This is a genomic window from Nodosilinea sp. FACHB-141 (genome assembly GCF_014696135.1).
In the GTDB taxonomy this organism is placed as follows: Bacteria; Cyanobacteriota; Cyanobacteriia; order Phormidesmidales; family Phormidesmidaceae; genus Nodosilinea.
Map to the genome: position 1 here is coordinate 843,716 of NZ_JACJPP010000011.1, position 20,969 is coordinate 864,684.

The window sequence follows — 20,969 nt, forward strand, 5'->3', positions numbered from 1 at the left end:
GATACGTCCATATTGAGCTGTCGCAAGATCAAGCTGTCCGTGGTTAAGCAGATTAAGAGGGTGATCAAGTGAGCATTGTTAAAACATTAATTGTTAATGCCGATACCGAATGCCGCTACCTCACCCCAGGGGAAGCAGAGCAGATCAAGATTTTTGCCGCCAGCGGTGCTCGGCGAGTGCGGCTAGTGCAGTCATTGGCCGACGGCCGCGATCGCATCGTTAAACAGGCGGCTAACCAACTCTTTCAAAACCGCCCCGACTTAGTTGCTCCTGGCGGCAACGCCTACGGCAAAGACATGACCGCCACCTGCCTACGCGATATGGACTATTACCTGCGCCTGGTCAGCTACGGGGTCGCCGCCGGAGACACCACTCCCCTAGAAGAGATTGGTGTGATTGGCGTGCGCCAAATGTATAACTCCCTCGGCACCCCAATGGAAGGAATAGCTGAAAGTATTCGCGCTATGAAAACCTTCGCGATCGCCCTCTTATCTGCTGAAGATAACAGTGAGGTCGGCGCTTATTTCGACTACCTGATTCGGGTATTTGAGTAGGCCAACTCACCTGAACGGATAATTTATGACTACCCCCCTTGCTCAATCGGTTTCTACTCTGGAGAAAGTCAGCGCGATCGCTCAAAGGCGATCTGTGGGGGTTAGACAATCGTGCCCCTGCTGCTCAAATACACCGCTTCGCCATGCCCGATCGAACCAGGTGTATTGGCGCTGTAGCCATTGCCATCAAGCTATGCCTTTATTGGGAGATGCGGTAGCGTTTATGGTCTAGGTCGATCAGCATTTTTCGGCGATTTTTGCACTTTGGTTGTTTATTATAGAGGGCAATAGCATGTCTGCTTCGAGCCAAGTTCTTTCAAATCCTGGTCTACTCAAGGATGTTCAGATACTTGTCGTTGACAATGATGCTGACAGCCGATATCTTTACGAAGTTTTGTTTGAGATTTGCGGTGCACAGGTAACACCTGTTGAATCGATCGCCGACGCCATAGCTCTTTTAGACGATTTGGTCCCCGATATTCTAATCTGTGAATCTAGTTTTTTTAATGAAGATACATTATCGCTGGTTCAAAGAATTAAAGCCGTGGCTTTAGATCGAGAGCAGACGATCCCCATTCTTGTAGTTTCTGCTTATTATCTGGCCAAATTTGTCCAAGAAATGTTTCCAGTAGTTGAAGACTACTTGCTCAAACCTATCGATGTTGAGAAATTAGTTGACGAAGTTTGGCGTTTAGTTCGTCTAGCAAAATTAACCGAAAAAACTAGCATTTAAGATTGGGTTATGAAACATAAGGATAGTGCAAAGCAGCTTACTGCTAATGTGTAGCCGTAGAATAATTTGCTCCTGAAGAGAGCAAGGCCAACTATACTCTCAGCCCTTCGGCTCGAAAAAAAGAGCCAAAGAAGCCTCTAAAGTCTTCTCCCAAAAGAGGGATATATGGGTAAAAGCTCCCTATATTTTAGACAGCCAAGTTCAATTGAACTGTGTATGTTAAATGTAAAAATTAACTACATTATCAAACAAAACATGCATTTACTTAGACAGCCTGGTGGAAAGCTTATAGGTAATCATCTACGTTCAATATGATCCCCTAAAAGCTATGTCCTATATACTTTCTTTGTTAAAGTCAAAGTTGCCTAATCAGTTAAGAGGCGAAGTTTCTTCGTCCATCCTTTGTTATTACATTAATGACACGACAGATATACAAATTATTCGGGTGGTAAGTGAGGCGATATACCGTTTCGAACGCATTGTCTTTCCAGAGGAGAGAGTTCTGTTCGAGGCTTCTTTAGAATCTTACCTAGAAATTCATTCGCCTTCTCCCAATGGGGCTCGAATAACTCGATCTGAGTGCAGAACCTTTCAAGTAAGTGAGGGATAGAGCAATAACTCTAGCTGTTGCAAACGTCTGTGGGTTTAGGGCCGCTACAACTACTGGCTTCCCTGGCTTTGTTCACCATCGTCAAGGCATTTGATGGTCAACCCCGGTTGGTAAAAACGGTAGGTATTGCGGCCCTGGTTTTTGGCCTGGTAGAGAGCGTGGTCGGCATGGCGCAGCAGAGTAGTAGGGTCGGTGCCATCCTGGGGAAAGAGGGCGATGCCGATGCTGGTGCCAATGTGCAGCTGGTGGTCATCAATTTCGAAGGCGAGTTCCAGGCTTTCTAAAATGCGATCGCAGGTGCGCCCTACCGAGTCTGCCGCAGTGAGCCGAGAGAGCACCAAAACAAACTCATCACCACCCCAGCGCACCAGCAGGTCTTCGCTGCGCAGGCATTGGGCCAAGCGCTCGGCCACCCGGTGCAGCATTTGGTCGCCCACCTCGTGGCCCAGGCTGTCGTTGACGTCTTTGAATTTGTCGAGGTCTAAAAAGGCCACCGCCACCTGAGTCTGTTGGCGATCGGCCTGGGCCAGCACCTTGGGCAGGTAAGTGTCGAGAAAAGCGCGATTGGGCAGACCGGTAAGCCGGTCGTAGAAGGCCTGGTAGTGAATTCTGGCCTCGGCCTGCTTTTTTTCAGTAATGTCTCGCACCAGCCAGCGCAGGTGTGATTCGCGGCCCTCGCGGCTGATGGAGACAGTAATGGCCACATCAATATCCGGGCCCTCCCGAGGCAAAAGCTTGGTTTCCCAAGCTTTTTTAGGCAACGCCTGGGCGGCGCGGCTGAGCTGGGCCAACATGGCGTAGAAGGCGCGGCGGTGCTTAATCGGTAGAAACAGCACCATGGGTTTGCCCACCAGCGACTCCTGGGGCTGGCGCAGCATGGCTGCGATCGCCACATTGCCCGCCTGGATAATGCCCTTGGTATCAGTTACCAGGTAACCATCGGGGGCGAGGTTAAAGAGGTCTTGGTAACGCTGGCGCTCGATTTCCAGCTGCTGGCGATAGTCAGCCAAGGCTTGATTTTGCTGAATTAACTCTTCGTGGGCGGTGCGCAGCTCTTCGAGCACTAGGCTGAGGTCGTCTAGGGCCAGGGCCAGCAGCTCGGGCTGAATAGGCGACGCGCTGGCGTGCTGGTGCAGCAGTAGTGCCCGCTGCTGTACGGCATCAATGCGCTTAAACATGAGATTCACTGCAGCCTACCCTGATGGTAGTCGTTGAGATCTTGAAGCAGTTGGGCGTTGGTCTGCATGAGGTCTGCGGTGCGGGCGGCAATGAGATCTTCGAGATCGACGTGGGCCGCCTGGAGCTGCTGCTCTACACGACGCTGCTGAGAAATATCTCGCAGCGACCAAAGAATGGTGGTGCCGCCTAGGCGGCTGTCTTTGAGGAAGTTGGTGGCGATTGCCACTATAACCGGATCCCCCTGCCGCGATTTGAGGGTGACCTCCCAGGGCTCAGTGGCGACAGGATGAGGGTGGGCTAGCCGCTGCTCAAAGTCTGACCAGTCGCCCTGATCAATCAGCACCATTAGGGGTTTGCCCACCAGCCCCGCCTGGGGCAGCGCAAACAGGACTTCTGCTGCTCGGTTAGCGTGGTAGATTTTCCCTTTAGCATCGGTGACCAGGTAGCCATCGGGGGCCAGCTCAAACAGGGTGCGGTAGCGCTGGCGCTCAAGGTCAGCCTGATAACGAGTGTCGTTGAGTATCTGGTTTTGCTCGTGCAGCTCCGCATCTACGGCCTGGAGCTCTTCAAGCACAAGGTAGAGATCTTTGAGGGCTAGCTCTAGCAGGGCGGGGTCAATGGGGTTGGTGGTGGCCTGCTCACGCAGCCGAAGGGCGCGTTGGTAGACTGCCTTGATTTGGTGAGAGATGCTCATGGGTCAGTCTCCCTAAGGATGGTTGGTCATCCCAAAAAGTGTAGCTGGCGGCACCTTCCTCAGAGGTTTAATTTCAGTCTAAAAAGCGCTTGCTGTCGAGAGATATCATACCAAAATGTTTTGCTGGGTATAATCTCCGGTGGACTGAGTTTGCCTTCTTCAGCAAGGATAAGGTCAGGCGTTCGTGACAGTCTTTCTACAATCGCCAGCCTAGCTCGGGAGCTGTAGATTTCTCTTAGGAAAAACTCCATTTCTGGGCTTGGATTAGGTCTAATTTTCTCTGAAGAAATACTGCTCTCAGGGCGCAGCCCACCCTTGCGGACTTTACTGCCGACTAGATATTGCAGGTTGGATTTTGCTGTCATTCGAGCTCTATTAGCGATTTACCTATACATTTCATACCTTTAATCAGACCATTTTCATCTAGTCTCCATTGGCGGCGCGCTCAAGCACAGTTTCAATCGCTAGCAAAACTAAATCGTCACCATTGACCTGGGTCATCTTGCGGGCGTTGAGCCACATAGTTTGAGGGCCAATGGTCTCAAAGTTATGCACCACTTCAAAATCGTCGATCTGCATGTTTTGGGGCAGCAGGTCGTGAAGCAGCGATCGCAGCTGCGGGATATCCCACTGGCCGTTGCCCAGCTCAAAGATCAATTGCCCCTCAGTGTCGCCGGGGCTAACCTGAAAAGTTTGATAAAACTGCCGATTTGCCGTCACCACCCGCAGGTCGTGGGTGAGCACCACCAAGGCCTCGCGCACGGTCTGCACAATGGCGTCGGCGTAGTCACGGGCCTGGCGCAGCTGCTCGGCACTGCGCTTGAGGTTATCAATATCCACCAGCACCACCACTGCCCCATCGATGCGGTTGTCGAGGGTGCGGTAGGGGCGAATGCGCAGGTCGTACCAGCGGCCCTCCTGATCCTGCACCTCCTGACTGCTCTGCTCCAGGGTATTGATCACCGCTAGGATGCAGGCTTCGAGGTCGGCGATCGCCAAGCGGTGGTTGATGTCGCCCAGGGGGCGGCCCACGTCGCCAGGAATCAGGTTGAACAGGGTGGCTGCGGTGGGGGTAAAGCGACGAATTCTGAGGTCGTCCTCCAACATCAGAATGGGAATGTGGATGCTGCTGAGCAGGTTTTGGAAGTCGTTGCTGATGTGGGTGGTTTCGGAGTTACGGCGGTAGAGTTCATCGTTGATGGTGCTGAGTTCTTCGTTGGTGGCCTGAATTTCTTCTTTGGCGGTTTGCAGCTCTTCGTTGGTGCTCTGGAGCTCTTCGTTACTAGAGAGAATTTCTTCGTTGGCGGCCCGCAGATCCTGGTTGGTGGCCTCCTGCTCTTGGATGATCGATTGCAGGTGCGATCGGGTGGTGTCGAGATCCTGCTGGAGGGCAAGGTTTTCCTGTCGGTACTGATTCTCTAGGTCGGTGGCGGGGATGTCGGTGTGGGAGGCGGTGCCGTCTGGTGCTAAATCGGTGAAGAACACCAGGTAGTAGGCCTTGTCAGCAGGCTGGGGATTGAGGGGCATAACCTCAATTTGCACGGGGCGGCGATCGCCCGCTTCGATCAGCAGCGATCGCCGCTGCACCGCCTCGCTGGTTTGCTGCGCTTGGTAGAGGGCCGTGCGCAGGTCAAGCCGCAGCCCCTCCTTGGCCATGGTGAGCACATTGAGGCTGGCGCGACCGGGCGCCGGCTCCAAATAAGTCCCTGTCTGCCCGCGAAACTGCAAGATCTCCAGCCGGTCATTCACCAACACCCCCACTGGACCGTAGCGGGCGAGCACCGTCTGGTTAGCTAGGTCATAGAGATCGGTTTCTGAGAAGCGCTCTTGGGGTGGCGCGGGCCGAGGGGGCTGGGGGCTGGGGGTGTAGGTGGTGGGGTCAAAGTCAAAGTTCAAGGGCAGCGACGACGACTGCTTGGCGTAGAGCTTGTAGCGGCTGTCAATCAGCGAAAACAGGTGACCAAACTCCCCCGTCGTCTCCGACGACCCTAGCAGCAAAAAACCGTCGGGCTTGAGGCTGTAGTGAAACATGGGCAGCACCTTGCTCTGCAAGGACACCCTGAAGTAAATCAACACATTGCGGCAGCTGATTAAATCTAGGCGCGAAAGGGGCGGGTCAGTGATCAGATTTTGGCAGGCAAAGATGCACAGCTCTCGCACCACTTTGTTAACCTGGTAGCCGCCGTCGGTGGGCACAAAAAACCGCTGCAACCGCTCTGGCGACACGTCGCTCACCTGCGTGGGCGAGTACCGGCCCGAGCGAGCTACCTCAATGGCCAGCTTGCTGACATCGGTGGCAAAAATTTGAATCGTCGGGCTGACGCTGTGGCGGCTCAGATACTCCAGCAGGCAAATGGCGATGGAATAGGCCTCTTCGCCAGTCGAGCAGCCTGCCACCCAGATGCGCACGGGCAGTTCGGGGTTGCCTTGGCCCGCTTGGACCTGCCGTTGACGAAGCAGCGCCGGAAACACGGTCTGCTCTAGGGCCGCAAACACGTCGCCATCGCGAAAGAAGCCAGTCACACCAATCAAAATTTCCTGGTGCAGGGCCTGCACCTCCTCGGGGTTGGCCTGGAGGTACTGACTGTAGCTCTCCAGGCTCTCTAAGTGATGCAGGGCCATGCGGCGAGAGATGCGCCGCTTGACGGTGTTGGGCTTGTACTGGGCAAAGTCAATTTTGGTGGCCCGCTTCAGCAGGGTGAGAATGGTGTTTAGCCCGGTGTCGCTTGGGGCCTGCTCCTGGGCCACGAGTTCTGCTGGGCTAGGACTGGTGATGTAGGGGTGGGCACTGAGGCTGGCTAGGGTCTGGGCAATTTCCTCTGGCGTTTGAATGAAATCGACCTGCCCGGTGGCGATCGCCATGTGGGGCATGCTGCTAAATTTTGCCGATGTCTCCGACTGCGAAAAAGTGATGCCCCCCGCCGCCTTGATCGCCTTTAAACCCAGGGTGCCGTCGGCATCGGCCCCCGAGAGCACCACGCCAATGGCTTTGGTGCCCCGCTCCTGGGCCAGGGCACTAAAGAAACTGTCGATGAGGTGGCTGCCGGTGCGCGATCGCGGTCGAGGTTGCAGCCGCAGCTCGCTCCCCACAATGGTCAACGCCGTATTGGGAGGAATGACGTAGACATGGTTAGGAGCGATCGCCACTCCATCGACCACCTCCATCACCGGCATCTCGGTGGTGCGGCCCATAATCTCGCTCAGCAGGCTGGGCTGGTTGGGGTCTAAATGCTGCAACAGCACAAAGGCCATGCCCGTGGTGGTGGGCAAATGGCTCAGCAGTTCGGTAAAGGCCTCTAGCCCCCCCGCCGACGCCCCAATGGCCACTACCGGAAACATCTCTTCTGGCAGGGCAGAGGCTGGTGAATCGTCGTCGGTGGGGAAGGGTTGCGGGAGAGCCATACCTGGGGTGAGCCACGGTCTAATAACTGCGCTGAGCTGGTCTAGGTCAGTATGACGGCTCAACCCCCTCTATATAGCGCGATTTTGCTGACCTGGGGCATGGATCTGCGTCCCTGGTGTAGGGTCTGTGTGGGCGATCGCGGGCGCACCTTCGCTTCCCCTCAACCAGAACCCTGGGGTGGAGATCTGGGTGAGGGCGGTTCTCAATGATTAGTGCGCGATCGGTTAAAGCCAGTCAATACCAACTAGACTGAAGCTACCTAGCGACAACGCTACCCGTTGTGAAGCAGCCGGCCTAGGTGCCGAGGTAGGTTTTAACGCCCAGGTTCAATCCCACAGCGTTTTTAAGTGAACTGTGAAATTCTGTAGGGTTGTTGTTTCCCCTATGCGGGCAAGATGCTTGTGGAAATTGAAAACATCAATTTGGATAGTGATATTTAAGTTCTTAGATTAGGTAAAGGTTGTGGGCAAGGAAAAGAAAGGCAATAAGGAATCTAAGAAACCGAAGGCGGATTCTAGCGGGGGCAAGAAACCCAAAAAAGATCCTAAACGCTACGATTCTCCTGCATAAGTTTTTGTGGTCAGTGTCATCCCATTCTTTTGACAGACGAACTAGTGGCCCGCGCTGGGTTAGCCTTAAGTCTGCTTGGCGGATGCTTGCTTGGCATTCAGTCCGCTATTCATTTTAAGGGTTTTACACCCTGTCATCAGTGGTGGGCAGCGCCCATCCTACTCCTAAGGCAGCAAAAAATTCATACAGCTGAGCAACACTAAAAAATTCTATGCTTCCGTCGCTCTAACCTCTGGGGCGATGGTTTTTTAGGTGTTTGAACTTTAATGTTGTACTCCATCAATTCAAACTAGAAATCAAACCTCAGACCGTCATTCTAAAAGAACCCTCCGTCCTATTGCCAGGTTGCCAAAATGCCCATCAAAGATAAACCGACGCCGCCAAAGTTTCGCCTCTTCAACAATATTTTTCTGATTTTGGGCGTCGTGTTTCTGGCGGCCAGCTTCATCTTGCCCAGCATCCTCGGGCCGAAGATTCCGGGTGTGCCCTACAGCCTGTTTATTCACCAGGTGCAGGAGGGCGAGGTGGCGCGGGTGCAGGTGAGCGAAAACCAGATTCAGTATCAGCTCAAGCCCGTGGCTGACGAGGAGGCCGGGCAGGTCTTTTCCACTACTCCCATTTTTGATTTGAGCCTGCCCAAAACCCTTGAGGCCAACGGTGTCGAGTTTGCCGCCACGGCTCCGCCCAAAAATCGCTGGGTGGGCAGCCTGCTGAGCTGGGTGGTTCCGCCGCTGATCTTTGTGGGCATCTGGCAGTTTTTCCTCCGTCGCGGCGGTGGCGGCGGTGGCCCCCAGGGCATGCTCTCCATCGGTAAGAGCAAGGCCAAGGTCTATGTGGAGGGCGACGCTGCCAAGATCACCTTTGCTGATGTAGCCGGGGTAGACGAAGCCAAGACCGAGCTGGTGGAAATCGTCGATTTTCTTAAAACGCCGGAGCGCTACACCCAGATTGGGGCGCACATTCCCAAGGGTGTTCTTTTGGTTGGGCCACCGGGCACCGGCAAGACCCTGCTGGCCAAAGCCGTCGCCGGGGAGGCCGGGGTGCCCTTCTTCAGCATTTCAGGCTCTGAGTTTGTGGAAATGTTTGTGGGGGTGGGCTCATCGCGGGTGCGTGACCTCTTTGAGCAGGCCCAGAAGCAGGCTCCCTGCATCGTGTTTATCGATGAGCTAGATGCGATCGGCAAGTCGCGCAGCAGCAATGGCATGTACGGCGGCAACGACGAACGCGAGCAAACCCTCAACCAATTGCTCTCTGAGATGGACGGCTTTGCTGCTGAGGGCGCCACGGTGATTGTGCTGGCGGCTACCAACCGGCCCGAAATTCTCGACCCAGCTCTCTTGCGCCCCGGTCGGTTTGACCGCCAGGTGCTAGTCGATCGCCCCGCCCTCTCCGGGCGTGAGGCCATTCTCGGCATCCACGCCCAGACGGTGAAGCTGGGAGAAGATGTGGATTTGAAGGCGATCGCCACCCGCACCCCTGGGTTTGCCGGAGCCGACTTGGCCAACCTGGTTAACGAAGCCGCCCTGCTGGCTGCCCGCAACTATCGCCCAGCCGTGGCCCAGGCCGACTTTTCCGAAGCGATCGAGCGAGTAGTCGCCGGCCTAGAGAAAAAGAGCCGCGTGCTCAACGATAAAGAGAAAAAAATCGTCGCTTACCACGAAGTCGGCCACGCCCTGGTGGGTTCTCTCATGCCGGGCAGCGGCAAAGTCGAGAAAATCTCTATCGTGTCGCGGGGCATGGCGGCTCTGGGCTATACCCTGCAACTGCCCACCGAAGACCGCTTTTTGATGGATGAAGCCGAGCTGCGGGGACAGATTGCCACATTGCTAGGGGGGCGATCGGCGGAAGAAATTGTCTTCAATAGCATCACCACCGGAGCTTCCAACGATTTGCAGCGGGCAACGGATCTAGCTGAGCAGATGGTCACCGCCTTTGGCATGAGCAAGGTGCTGGGGCCGCTGGCCTATCAGCAGGGGTCACGCCCGATGTTTCTCGACCAGGGAGCCAGCGGTCGTCGCACCATGAGCGAAGAAACTGCCCAGGCGATCGATCGCGAAGTCAAAGATATTGTCGAAACCGCTCACCAGCACGCCTTAGACGCCATTCGCCACAACCGCGACCTGATGGAGACCATCACCATGCAGCTGCTGGAAACCGAGGCGATCGAAGGCCAGACATTGCACCATCTACTCGACCAAGCCAGACCAGCTTAATAGCCATTCAGTGGGTCGCATCGGGGTTCGCCCTCCAACTTGCTACTCCAGCTCCAAAACACCATTCTTTAAGAGGTAAATATGTCATCTTCTTTAACCAAAGGCACCCTCGTCACCATTATTGGTGAAGCCGTGCTGCAAAATCGGCTGATCAGCTTGCTTACGGAGCTTAAGGTCTCGGGCTACACCCTGGTGCCTGCCCAGGGCGCTGGTAGCCACGGCAGACGCATGGGCGATATTGCTGGCTACAACACAAACATTGAGCTTAAAACTCTCGTTACCGCTGATATCTCCGATCAACTGTTCGAAGCTCTGAAACCCTTTCAAGAGACCCACGCTCTCGTTGTCTTTCGCCAGACCGTAGAGGGCCTGTTTGACTAGGGGAGCCAACTGTCCGGCCTTCCCAAAAAGGGTATTTGAAAGCGATTTCTTGTAGCTTTAAGCACCTGAAGATCCCCTTCGCCCCACTCAATAAGAGGAGTAAGCGTTCCCCTTTCTGAAGGGAATTTAGGGGATCTTTGTTTTTGCTTATTTTTGAATGTTTCCTAAGGATGCTGTAGATCAGCCTAGGCTATATAGACAGCTCAAACTATAGCTTTTTTTGGCATATCTATATTTGTTCTGCCTACCAGAAAGCCCTAGATCGGGTATGATATCGCGCCCTATTTGGCTTTTTAGAGTTCGATTGAGGCAAGCAATTTAACCCAAATTTAACTCTAAAATCATCAATTCACGGCACGTTAAGCCTAGATACGTTATAGTTCAATTGTTAGCCGCTCATTCGTGACAGATGACCTTAGTTAACTAGTAATAAATCTAGGAAAAACCCCATGGCTGACATTGTAGATACTGCCGTAAGCGCCGGTTCATTTAATACTCTAGTAGCTGCTGTTAAAGCTGCTGGCTTAGTCGACACCCTCAAAGGTGCAGGCCCATTCACCGTCTTTGCCCCCACTGATGAAGCCTTTGCCAAACTGCCAGAAGGTACCGTGGATGGCCTGCTCCAAGACGTGCCCAAGCTGAAGGAAATTCTCACTTACCATGTCGTCTCTGGCAAGGTGATGGCTGCGGATGTCTCTAAGCTCAATAATGCCACTACCGTCCAAGGCACCGATGTTAAAATCGATGCTTCTAGCGGAGTAAAAATCAACGATTCGACGGTGACCACCGCCGATGTGGCCGCCGATAATGGTGTTATTCACATTATCGACACCGTACTAATGCCCGCATAAGTTAGCTAGAGGAAGAGGGCGATCGCCCTCTTCCTCTGCACGGCGAAGCAAAAAACTCCCAACCATACGGCGGGAGTTTTTTTGCTATTTTCTTCACTCTTTAAACAACCGTTTAAGCGTATTAGCTAGCCCCCTTAGGGCTAGCCGCAGAACTAAGCGATTGGGAAACTCTTATTCAAGAGTTTCCCAATCGCTTAGTTGCTGCTAATCACGGCCACAATTGTCTTAATTAAATCATCCGGTTCTACGGGCTTGGTGATATGCCCCTGAAAGCCAACGGCTAGGGCTTGCTGTTGATTGAGCTCTCCAGCATAGGCCGTGAGGGCGATCGCCTTGGGTAACAGCAAAGCTGGAGCCGCCGGGGTTTGTCCCCCTAATTCTTGGAGCTGAGAAACCTGACGCATTAGCTCATAGCCATCCATCTCTGGCATGCCAATGTCGCTGAGGAGCAGATCGAAGGATGCGGTTGTCAGCTGTTGTAAGGCCTGGCTCGCTGAACTGACGGCGGTTACTTCGGCTCCGGCTTGTTCCACGACAAACATCACAAACTCGCGAGAATCAGCGTCATCATCGGCGATCAGCACGCGCAGATTGGCTAGGGGAAGATGGTCGGCCTCAACCTCGATGGGGTTGGTTACGTCCTCAACTGGAACCGTTTGTAGGCAAGGCAGTTCGACTGTGAAGGTGGCACCCTGGTCTTCGCCTGGGCTCTCGACCCAGATTTTGCCGCCGTGGAGGGTGACAATTTGCTTGGCGATCGCCAGCCCTAACCCTAGCCCGCCAAACTTGCGGGTTGTCGCTCCATCCTCCTGCCGGAAGTGCTCAAAGACGTAGGGCAGAAATTCTGGGGTGATGCCTTTGCCGGTATCGCTGACCTGTAGCCAAGCCTGGTGGTTGACCTGGGTGAGGCGAACGTCAACCCTACCGCCGGCGGGCGTAAATTTCACGGCGTTGGTCAGGAGGTTCCACACCACTTGTTGTAGGCGACCGGCATCGCCAGCGACCTGCCCAACGTTGGGCTCACTGTAGACTTCAATGGCAACGCGTCTGGCATCTGCCGCTAGCTGTACGGTTTCGATCGCCGACGAAATGACAAACGCCAAACTCACCGGAGCCGCATTCAGCACCAGTTTGCCCTGCATGATGCGAGAAATGTCGAGCAGGTCGTCGATGAGTTGGCACTGAAGTTTGGCGTTGCGCTCGATCGTAGCCAAAGCTTCAGCCGTTCTCACTGGGTCTAGCTTGCCACCGCGCAGCAGTCTGGCCCAGCCCAAGATCGGGTTGAGCGGCGACCTGAGTTCATGGGAAAGCACAGCTAAAAATTCATCTTTAAGTCGGTTTGTCCGTTCGGCGGCTTCACGGGCGGCTTGTTCTTGCTCTAGCAGTTGCTCTCGTTCTTGCTCGACTTGCAGGCGCTCAGTAATGTCTGTGTTGGTACCAAACCAGCGCAAAATGTTCCCTGCTGCATCTCTAACGGGGACGGCGCGCGACAGAAACCAGCCGTAGGTGCCGTCTTGGCTGCGCAGCGGAAAGGTGTCCTCCCATTCTTTGCCAGCTTCAACGCAGTGGCGAAAATGCTCGACTACGCGATCGACGTGTTCTGGATGATGAACCTGTTGCCAACCCCAGCCCTGCATTGATTCAAGGGTGGTACCGGTATACTCAAACCAGCGGCGGTTGTACCAAAAGATTGAGCCGGTTTGATCTGCCATCCAAGCAAACTGCGACATCTGATCAGCTAGCATCCGAAAGCGTTCTTCACTTTCCCGCAGGTTCTTCTCCGCCTGTTTGCGATGGGTGATATCTCGGGACACGCCAGCGACGGCTTCGACTGCACCGTCCACGTCGAAAAGCGGCACAAAAACATATTCATAGTGACCTGAACCTGATGCATTAGTGAAGGCTGTTTCATCTTTAAGGGGTTGGCGGGTCTCGACCACCTGTTGAAGCTGAGCGTGGATTTTGGTGGCTAAATCTGCCGGATAGTCATCTATTTCAAAGAGGGTTTTGCCTAGCACCTCGGTCGAGGTTTTTTGGAAGAGGTCAAGCAGCTGTGGATTGAAGTAGGTGAAGCGTCCTGCGCAATCGAAGGTGTAAATGAAATCGGGGATGGAGGTGGCGATCGCATCAAACCGGTGTAGCTGTCGCTCTAGCTCGGCGGAGGTTTGCTGTAGAGCGACCTCGGCGCGGACGCGTTCCACGGCGGCCCAGGTGCGCTCGGCAACTTCTTCCACCAGAGCTATCTCATCCGGGGTCCATACCCGTGGCTCGGCGGCGTGAATGGCCAGCCCCGCCACAAACTCGCCGTGCTTGATCAGGGGAATGCCAATGTAAGACTCAATCTGGATGGCGGCATAGGCCGATCGCTGAGTTGCAGACAGGTGAGGGTCGGCCTGCACATCGGCTACGGCCACAGTGCGACCGGCGCGGTAGGCCGCCAGCAGCTTCGGCCCAAAGGAATCGATGGGGTAGCATCCGGCCAGGGCAGCGACACCGTTGACATAATCTTGCTCAACTACATAATCAGTCCCGCACACCTCAAAGTAGGCAACGCGGTTTGCGCCCAAGTGTTCGCCCAGCAAATAGCTGGCGGTGGCCTGCACCTCGACTGGGTCGGCCAGGGGGCGGAGCGCGTCGGTAAGAGAAACCCGGAAAGCATCAAACGCGGCGGTGCGTTGGAACAGTGCTTCGGCCTGCTTGCGATCGCTAATATTTTTGAAGATGATCGCCACTTTTCGCGCTTCTGGCTCACCCATGCGGCAGGCATACACATCAAACCAGCGATCGCCGAGGGTTTTGGAGCTATTTTCAAACCGAGTGGCTTCACCCGTCAGCGCAACTCGACCGTAAAGCTCAATCCAGTGCTCTTCTAGATTGAGCTGACGCGCTGTTTTACCGACGGCGTGTTGTAGTCCGGTTTGTTGTTCAAACATTGGGTTGACTTCTAAAACGCGGTAGTCGCTCGGCGTGCCGTGAGCATCGAGCAGAACTTCAACCACACAAAAGCCTTCATCGATCGACTCAAACAGCGTCCGATAGCGTTCCTCAGATTGGCGCAGGGCAGCGGCAGTTTGAATTTGCTCGGTGACATTTGTGAAATAGATGGTAATCCCATTGGCGGCTGGGTAGGAGCGAACGTGGTACCAGCGATCGTGGTCAGGGTAAAACGCTGTGAGTGATTCGGCCACGCGATCGCGCATCACGCGCCGATGCATCTCCTCCAGTTGGCTGCCCGCCAAACCCGGAAATTCTTCCCAAAAATCTTTTCCAGTCAAATCGCCAGGAGCATATCCTAGAAGCGTTTCAGCCGTTGGATTGACATAGATAAACTGCCAGTTTTGATCCAGGGCAACAAAAGCATCACTGATACTCGCCAAAATGTTTCGGCTCTGCTCTTCACTCTGGCGCAATATTTGCTCTGCCTGTTTGCGATCGCTAACATCTCGTGAAACAACCAGCAACTGCTTCGGCTGGCCCGAACCATCCAAAATGGGGGTCACCACCACCTCCCACCATTTCGGGGTTCCCTTCAAAGTGGGGCAATATCCACTAAACTGACCTGTTCCCCCGGCCTGCGCCGTTGTTACAGCCTGAGCAGCCTTCGGTCGATCGGAGACTTGCCAAAACTCAACCCAAACGGTGCCAACTAAAGGAGTGCAGTCTTCAACCTCCATTAGACAGCGCCCTGGACCATTCATTGAGAGCAGGCAGCCGTCGAGATCGAGGATTTTGATACAGTCAACACTGCTCTCAAAAATGCTGTGGTTAAAGGCTTCGCTCTCTTTCAAGGCTTGCTGAGACTGCAAGGCTAGCCCTGCCTCCTGACAGAGATGCATACTCTGCAACGCCGCCGCCGCAAACCCTGCCAGACTTGTCGACAAGCGTAGATCTTCACGATCAAACGGTCGCTGCTCGGTGTGTGTGAGCAGCCAAAGGGTGCCAAGCGGCTGATTCTGACCGCAGATCGGTACCAGCAGGGCCTCAACAATAGGAAGCGGCGACTGCCCCAGGTCGGCAAAATAGCGCTCGGGACGGGCATAGAGTTGTGGTTGCCCACAACGCGCCGCCATGCTCCAGGGGCTGAAGTCGTTGAGCGCTGCCGTTTGTGCCCCAGCCCCTAGAGCACCAGCGATCGCCACCCAGCGAAACCCTAGAGAGCCATCGGGGAGGGTTTCCTGCAAGCTCACGCCCACCGTGTCAGCTGGGCAAAGCTCTTTAATAGTCTGCACCAGGGTTTCGAGCCTTGACTGCGGGTCGCCGGTCAGCTGTTGAGCGAGCGTAGCAAAGGCTTGGTTTTCAGCTCCTAGGTCTGGCTGTCTGGCTGCTCGATCTGCTAGCGCTGCGGTGATTAGAACATCTGCTTCGGTTAACACTGAAGTACGCTTTTGGGGTAACCCATGATTGGCCAGAACAGAATGACTTGGGGGGCGGTCAATCATAGCGTCTCTGTCCTCAGCTTGAGCAATATTTGATTGATGGATCTAGGCCGCGGTCGCCCCTATCGTTTCGCTTAGGCTTAGATTGCTTTAGGGCCACAGGTAACAGCTGGATTTATCCCTCTCTTCAACGATTTGTGCTCTGCGCTGAAACGCTCAACTGGGTGATAATCTCAACCGGCCAGCGTGCAAACCGCTGCCGAGGCGATCGCATGAAAAGATTGGCAAGCCAGGACTGCGGAGCGTATTTGTGATTCGATTCATCGCAAACCCGTTTGACCCTAGCTTAGGCATTCCCACAGATGTACCACAGCATTAGACGATCTTGACACCCCCTACCGGTGGGTGCCTGCGAAAAGAATAAGGTTAAGGGCGAATTGGGTAGATTCATACCCGGATTTGGCAACGCCCTTTAGCCTTTGCGCCCAGCTATAGACCTATCAGGCTATGCGGTTGACTAGGCTAGCGAATTTCACTGCGACTCCTGATCGCATTTATAGCGGTTATCTCTTCCTTCTAGGTTGAGCTAACGCCTTTGGCTACTGATTACATAAACCAGCAGAGTGCGCCTCAACCCAATAGGTTGGGGCGCACCTTAGTTAATCTTAGGGAAACGCCTTGCCCTGAAAGGGTTTCAGCCATGGTAGCTATAGTTTTGGCGGCAATTAACGGCAACCGCGTTGGGTGCGGCTCTGTCGTCGGCTCACCTGCTACCAAACGGCCAGGGTTCTTATAATCATAAATATACTGACCATTTAGCGTTTTGAAATTTTCCCCAGCTCGATCATGAGCAGCGCGCCGCCACTTGCAAAAGCGCCGCCTAGCATGCCTTGAGCCACCCGCATTCTGGGGGATTCGTTGAGGCAATACCCAGGTAGTGTCTGGGATTGGCTACAGGCCTGGTTTTTGGCACGCGCCGCGCCACCGCCCAAGAGGATACCGACCGAGAGCGCTAGGGTAGTGCCCCACAGCATGACATTTTTTTCGCGTTGAATAAACATTTCGGTAGTTGACAAACGGTTGGTTTAGCTTACCCAATTGCATCAACTTTTATAACGTGTGCCTGCTATTGGCCTATCAAAATTTTACTGAAACGCTGGGAACCGTGCTGGATAGGCAGTAGTAAGGCTGTTTATAGGGGTAAGGGCGATCGCCCTTGACTCGCCTCTGGCAGCAGGTTGGAGCTGTATCACCCCATGCTCTACAGCAGCGATTCTTGCAAAAGAGCCTGCTGAGATATTGGAATCTCAGCAGGCTCAATGCTCACGTATCAGGCAGAGCTCCAGAAACGAAGCTCTAGCTCAAGTAATGCTGTAGGTACAGCGTGCTACTCGACTAGCCAGCACTGGGGTTGAGGTCTATCATCTGGCCGGTATTGTAAGTGCCAACTGGGCTCCAGATGACGTAGGGAAGAAGGAGCAGGGCAGCATACCCAGAGATAGAAGAAACTATGAGCGTGAGCAGAACGCCTAAAACCACCCCTAGCCCACCCAGCACGGTGCCTACTTTCAGGCTTCTGAACCACAGGGTGGCAGGAATGTAGGCAACGGTAATAACCTCCACCAATAGATAGAGACCCATCAGCAGCCAGGTTTTAGAACTGCCAGGATCGTCCTGCCAAACGAAAGTGGCCGAGAGCGCTCCGCAGGCAAAAATCACCGTCCAAATCAGCGGGATGGCAGGTTCGAAGAAGAGCCACCTGGGGCGATCGAGGCGCTTTCCCCAGGAGATGTCTCGGGGTCTAATAAAACTGCTGCCCAGGGCAATGACGAAGGTTATTCCGCCAATGATCATCCAGCTCTCGTGCATTTTAAGGTCAGGTTTTGAACTGCATAAAATTTTTGAGGCTTTTTAAGCCTCATCTACCAACAGATTGTTCCAACTTTTTTCGCCGCCGCCGTCAGCCTTTGGTAGGAATTTACGATTCCTCGCAGGGTAATGAGGCTTCGGGAGATTGCAGTCAAACTAAGAGCTTTACTGCCTTGCCGCCTGCGGCAGAGCCGGAGCCAGAACTCGGTCGATCTCTTGCAATACTTCAGAACTGAGCTCAACCCCAGAAGCGGCGGCATTGTCGGCTACCTGTTCGGGGCGGCTGGCGCCGATAATGGCCGATGTCACCCGCCGATCGCGCAGAATCCAGGCGAGGGCCAGCTGGGCCATGGAAAGGTTGAGTCCTTGGGCGATGGGCTGAAGGTTCTGCACGGCGCTGAGAACGCGATCGCTCCTTAGCTCGCTCATAAACCCATTCATTTTGTCGTTAGCGGCGCGGGAATCGGCGGGTGGTGTGACCCCCGGCTTGTACTTACCGGTGAGCACTCCTTGGGCCAGAGGCGACCAGACAATCTGCCCAATACCGTGGTCAGCACAAAGGGGAAACACCTCGGCCTCGGGCTGCCGCCACAGCATAGAGTATTGGGGCTGGCTAGAGACAAACTTCTCTACGTTGGGCAGGTTCAGCGCCGCCTGAATCTGGGCGGGCTTCCATTCGCTAAAGCCGATATAGCGAGCCTTGCCCTGCTGCACCACCTCGGTGAGGGCGGCCATGGTTTCCTCTAGGGGCGTGTTGGGGTCGTAGCGATGGCACTGGTAGAGGTCGACATAGTCGGTGCCCAGGCGCTGCAACGAGGCGTCGATCTGTTTGTGAATTTGCGCTGCCGACAGCCCCTGGTCGCTTGGCGACATGGGGAAAAAGACCTTGGTGGCCAGCACGTAGGAGCTGCGATCGCGCCCCCGCAATACTTCCCCTAAAAACGACTCAGCGGCTCCGCGTCCGTAGACGTTGGCTGTGTCAATGAAATTAATACCAACATCAAAAGCCTTGTGCACACAGGCTTCTGCCTGCTGTCGCTCTACCCCGCCGCCGTAAGTCAACCATGACCCCAGAGCCAGTTCCGAGACGGTGAGGTCGCTATACCCCAGCTGCCGATATTTCATCTTTAATCTCCTTCATCAATCGAGTTGAGACAAAATTTAGAACCTTGGGCTTGAGCTGATTGGGCTAGTTGTCGGCTTTAACCGTCAACGTCTCTGGACTAACGAAGCTGGATATCAGCAGAACCCCCGCAAAACTTGGTCTGAGAGCGGGTTCAAATTATGCCAGCCGGCCTAACCGCCCCTCTGAGATAACGCTGAGGGGCAGGTAGGTCGGTAATTAGGTTCGTTTCCCAAATATGAGTTTGAGCAGCCAGTCCGATAGGCTGGGCACAGTGAGGTTGTCAAAGTCTCCCTTTACCTGCTCATAGCCCGGCATAGGCTCAAACAGACCGTCTGGAGCCTGGGGAGTCTTCAGGTCATCGGTGCGCTGGCCGCGAAAGCCAACCAAGTTGAGGGCAACATCCATCAGCCCCGGCGACAACCGCTGGCCCCAGTCGAGCAGGCGACCGACATCCCCCACGATGTAGTCGCGGATTGGGTGCTCAGCAGCGTAGAGAATGGCATCGGTGACTAGGCTCGGGTCGTAGTAGGGCGGAATGCCTGTGGGCTTAACGCCGACTTTGGTGCGCATGTGGTTGTAGAAGGGGGTGTTGATCACCGCTGGCTTAATGCTGGTGACATTGATGGTAGACCCCTCGTGCTCTAGCTCTACCCGCAGCGATTCGAGAAAGCCCTCTAGCCCGTGTTTAGCCGTTGAATAGGCGCTCTGCAACGGCAGAGCCCGCCGCCCTTCCATGGACGAAATCGCAATCAACGAACCTCGTCCCGCTTGTTTAAGGTGGGGCAGGGCCACCTTGGCCCCGTAGACCTGACCCATCAGGGTAACGTCAATCACCCGACGAAATTCTTCAATGGTCATGGTCTCGAAGGGGGCGAGGATGCCGGCGGCGGCGCAGTGCACCCAGGTGTCGATGCGGCCAAAACTAGCGATCGCAGCATCGGCGATCGCGCTGACCTGCTCAAATTGGGAGACATCGGCTGTGACGGCGATTGCCTCTCCGCCCAGCTGCTGAATTTCTTTTACCAGCGACGCTAAGCCGCTCTCGTTGCGTGCGGCTACGACGACTTTGGCGCCTCGCTGGCTCAATTTCAGAGCGGCATCGCGACCGATACCGCTAGAGGCCCCCACTACAACGACAACCTGCTGATTAAGTGGTTTAAGGTCCATGAAAAATCTCTAAAATCCTTAAGTTAGGGCCTCGGACAAAATCTTGAAGTCAACCACCCCCAACGCCAAAAGAGGCAACGTTATCAAACCAAACGGGGTTTGCCCCAACAGGTTTGGGGGCAGTCAAACTAAGCTCGAAATCAAATCAATACGCTGTTAGGAAACGTGGGTTTCACCCGGACCCACAATCCCCACCTTGTGGCGAAACATCAGCTCGCCACCAAACCAACCGCTGGCCAGCAACAGCACCGACACCACCCAGGACAAGATTAGTCCGGTTGGCAAAATGCTTGTCTCTGGGTTGGCTAATCGCAGGGCAAAATTGCCGATGCTCAGCACCAGCACTGCTACATTAAGTCCCATGTGCAACCAGCCGGCCTGACGCTTGCGCGCTCTGGGAATGCGGACGAAGTCAAACATGCCGGTTATGGCAGCGGCAACTCCAGACAGTATCCCCACACCCAATAGCCAAATCGAGGCCTGAGCCCAAAATTCACCTTTGGTTAGCCAGTAGCCCAAATCAGTACCAGCCACGCCGCTGAGAAATGCGACCGGAAAAATGACAATAATTGGATGAATGGGGTGGCCCAAAATAGCTACAGTGCTGGTGATGCCAGTGCCGTGATATTCTGTGGCACGGCTGTCAATCAGGGGTGGAATATTGGGATAGGGAACGTCACCGCCCTGCCGCTCTTGTTGAGTTTCTCGTGTTTCCATACTGCCTCTTAGGTACAAAACTATACTGTCGACGCTCAGCGATCTATCAAACCTACAAGGTCAACCTGCTCAAACCCTCAAGAGATCAGCCATTTCACTCTCTTGAGGGAAAAATAGGAAAAACCCGTAGCTTGTCAAATCTCAGGACTGCATTTTCCAGTGTTAGGGAAAGACGTTACCGTGACTAACTCAGAACATTGCCATTCCGCTCGCGCCCGTTTCGACGCAGGCATAGTGCCTGGCCTCCAAAATTTTGCGAGTGGAGGCCGTTTCTTAACCAGAGATTGACAGCTGTTGCGATCGCCCTCTGATAGAAGTTTAACCAAGGTCTTCACACAAAATGTTGAGACCGTGAAATGGCACAAGGGAAATCCCTGTTCTAACAGGAGTCTAGTAACTGGCTCAGTCTATTTCGTCTTCCTTAAGAAGTATCTGCCTATTTCCTAGGGAGGAGTAGGCAGTGGTGGCCACGCAACACCTTGGGGATTAGTTTGAGGGTTCTGCCCTACGGGCTGAAGATACGGCA

17 protein-coding genes are annotated in these 20,969 nt (G+C 54.4%); 7 read left to right on the forward strand and 10 right to left on the reverse strand.

Annotation, left to right across the window (positions count from 1 at the left end; genetic code table 11):
• Positions 1-68: 68 nt before the first annotated feature.
• From H6F59_RS12205 to H6F59_RS27650, 3 genes are all read left to right on the forward strand, one after another.
• Complete coding sequence (locus H6F59_RS12205; RefSeq protein WP_190699583.1) at positions 69-554, forward strand: allophycocyanin; 486 nt, start codon at positions 69-71, stop codon at positions 552-554.
• Positions 555-846: 292 nt separating this feature from the next.
• Positions 847-1,287: a PleD family two-component system response regulator gene (locus H6F59_RS12210; RefSeq protein ID WP_190699586.1), complete on the forward strand. Its 441-nt coding sequence runs from the start codon at positions 847-849 to the stop codon at positions 1,285-1,287.
• A 328-nt stretch (positions 1,288-1,615) separates the two neighbouring features.
• Positions 1,616-1,897, forward strand: a complete 282-nt coding sequence (locus H6F59_RS27650; protein WP_190699589.1) for a DUF1830 domain-containing protein — start codon at positions 1,616-1,618, stop codon at positions 1,895-1,897.
• Between the two features lie 50 nt (positions 1,898-1,947).
• Here H6F59_RS27650 and H6F59_RS12220 read toward each other — a convergent pair whose 3' ends face one another.
• The 4 genes from H6F59_RS12220 to H6F59_RS12235 are packed head-to-tail and all read right to left on the reverse strand — an operon-like array spanning position 1,948 to position 7,172.
• Positions 1,948-3,075: a diguanylate cyclase domain-containing protein gene (locus tag H6F59_RS12220; protein ID WP_206755205.1), complete on the reverse strand. Its 1,128-nt coding sequence runs from the start codon at positions 3,073-3,075 to the stop codon at positions 1,948-1,950.
• 5 nt (positions 3,076-3,080) lie between these two features.
• Positions 3,081-3,770, reverse strand: a complete 690-nt coding sequence (locus H6F59_RS12225) for a PAS domain S-box protein (RefSeq protein ID WP_190699608.1) — start codon at positions 3,768-3,770, stop codon at positions 3,081-3,083.
• Between the two features lie 59 nt (positions 3,771-3,829).
• Positions 3,830-4,135 (reverse strand): hypothetical protein, encoded by a 306-nt coding sequence (locus H6F59_RS12230; protein WP_190699611.1) that lies wholly within the window; start codon positions 4,133-4,135, stop codon positions 3,830-3,832.
• A 58-nt stretch (positions 4,136-4,193) separates the two neighbouring features.
• Positions 4,194-7,172 carry a chemotaxis protein CheB gene (locus tag H6F59_RS12235; RefSeq protein ID WP_190699614.1) on the reverse strand — a complete coding sequence of 993 codons (2,979 nt, stop codon included), beginning with the start codon at positions 7,170-7,172 and terminating at the stop codon, positions 4,194-4,196.
• Between the two features lie 51 nt (positions 7,173-7,223).
• On the opposite strand from H6F59_RS12235, the gene H6F59_RS12240 reads away from it, so the two are divergent.
• The 4 genes from H6F59_RS12240 (at position 7,224) to H6F59_RS12255 (ending at position 11,188) form a co-directional block, all read left to right on the forward strand.
• Positions 7,224-7,382, forward strand: coding sequence for a hypothetical protein (locus H6F59_RS12240; protein WP_190699618.1), 159 nt, complete (start codon positions 7,224-7,226; stop codon positions 7,380-7,382).
• 714 nt (positions 7,383-8,096) lie between these two features.
• Entirely contained in the window at positions 8,097-9,956 is a 1,860-nt protein-coding gene (gene ftsH / locus H6F59_RS12245; RefSeq protein ID WP_190699622.1) for an ATP-dependent zinc metalloprotease FtsH, read from the forward strand.
• Positions 9,957-10,037: 81 nt separating this feature from the next.
• On the forward strand, positions 10,038-10,337 hold the full coding sequence (locus H6F59_RS12250; protein WP_190699625.1) for a P-II family nitrogen regulator: 300 nt from the start codon (positions 10,038-10,040) through the stop codon (positions 10,335-10,337).
• A 449-nt stretch (positions 10,338-10,786) separates the two neighbouring features.
• Positions 10,787-11,188, forward strand: coding sequence for a fasciclin domain-containing protein (locus tag H6F59_RS12255; protein ID WP_190699630.1), 402 nt, complete (start codon positions 10,787-10,789; stop codon positions 11,186-11,188).
• Positions 11,189-11,382: 194 nt separating this feature from the next.
• On the opposite strand, the gene H6F59_RS12260 is transcribed toward H6F59_RS12255, so the two are convergent.
• The 6 genes from H6F59_RS12260 to H6F59_RS12285 form a co-directional block, all read right to left on the reverse strand.
• The gene (locus tag H6F59_RS12260; RefSeq protein WP_190699633.1) at positions 11,383-15,627 is read right to left on the reverse strand and encodes a PAS domain-containing protein; all 4,245 of its coding nucleotides are present in this window, start codon (positions 15,625-15,627) and stop codon (positions 11,383-11,385) included.
• Positions 15,628-16,379: 752 nt separating this feature from the next.
• Positions 16,380-16,625 carry a hypothetical protein gene (locus H6F59_RS12265; protein WP_190699636.1) on the reverse strand — a complete coding sequence of 82 codons (246 nt, stop codon included), beginning with the start codon at positions 16,623-16,625 and terminating at the stop codon, positions 16,380-16,382.
• 334 nt (positions 16,626-16,959) lie between these two features.
• A complete protein-coding gene (locus H6F59_RS12270; RefSeq protein ID WP_190699648.1) occupies positions 16,960-17,433 on the reverse strand; it encodes a TspO/MBR family protein in 474 nt (157 codons plus the stop codon).
• A gap of 165 nt (positions 17,434-17,598) precedes the next feature.
• On the reverse strand, positions 17,599-18,558 hold the full coding sequence (locus tag H6F59_RS12275; protein ID WP_190699652.1) for an aldo/keto reductase family protein: 960 nt from the start codon (positions 18,556-18,558) through the stop codon (positions 17,599-17,601).
• Between the two features lie 217 nt (positions 18,559-18,775).
• Positions 18,776-19,726, reverse strand: coding sequence for an SDR family oxidoreductase (locus H6F59_RS12280; protein WP_190699655.1), 951 nt, complete (start codon positions 19,724-19,726; stop codon positions 18,776-18,778).
• A 156-nt stretch (positions 19,727-19,882) separates the two neighbouring features.
• Positions 19,883-20,443 (reverse strand): DUF2231 domain-containing protein, encoded by a 561-nt coding sequence (locus H6F59_RS12285; protein WP_190699659.1) that lies wholly within the window; start codon positions 20,441-20,443, stop codon positions 19,883-19,885.
• Positions 20,444-20,969 lie beyond the last annotated feature (526 nt).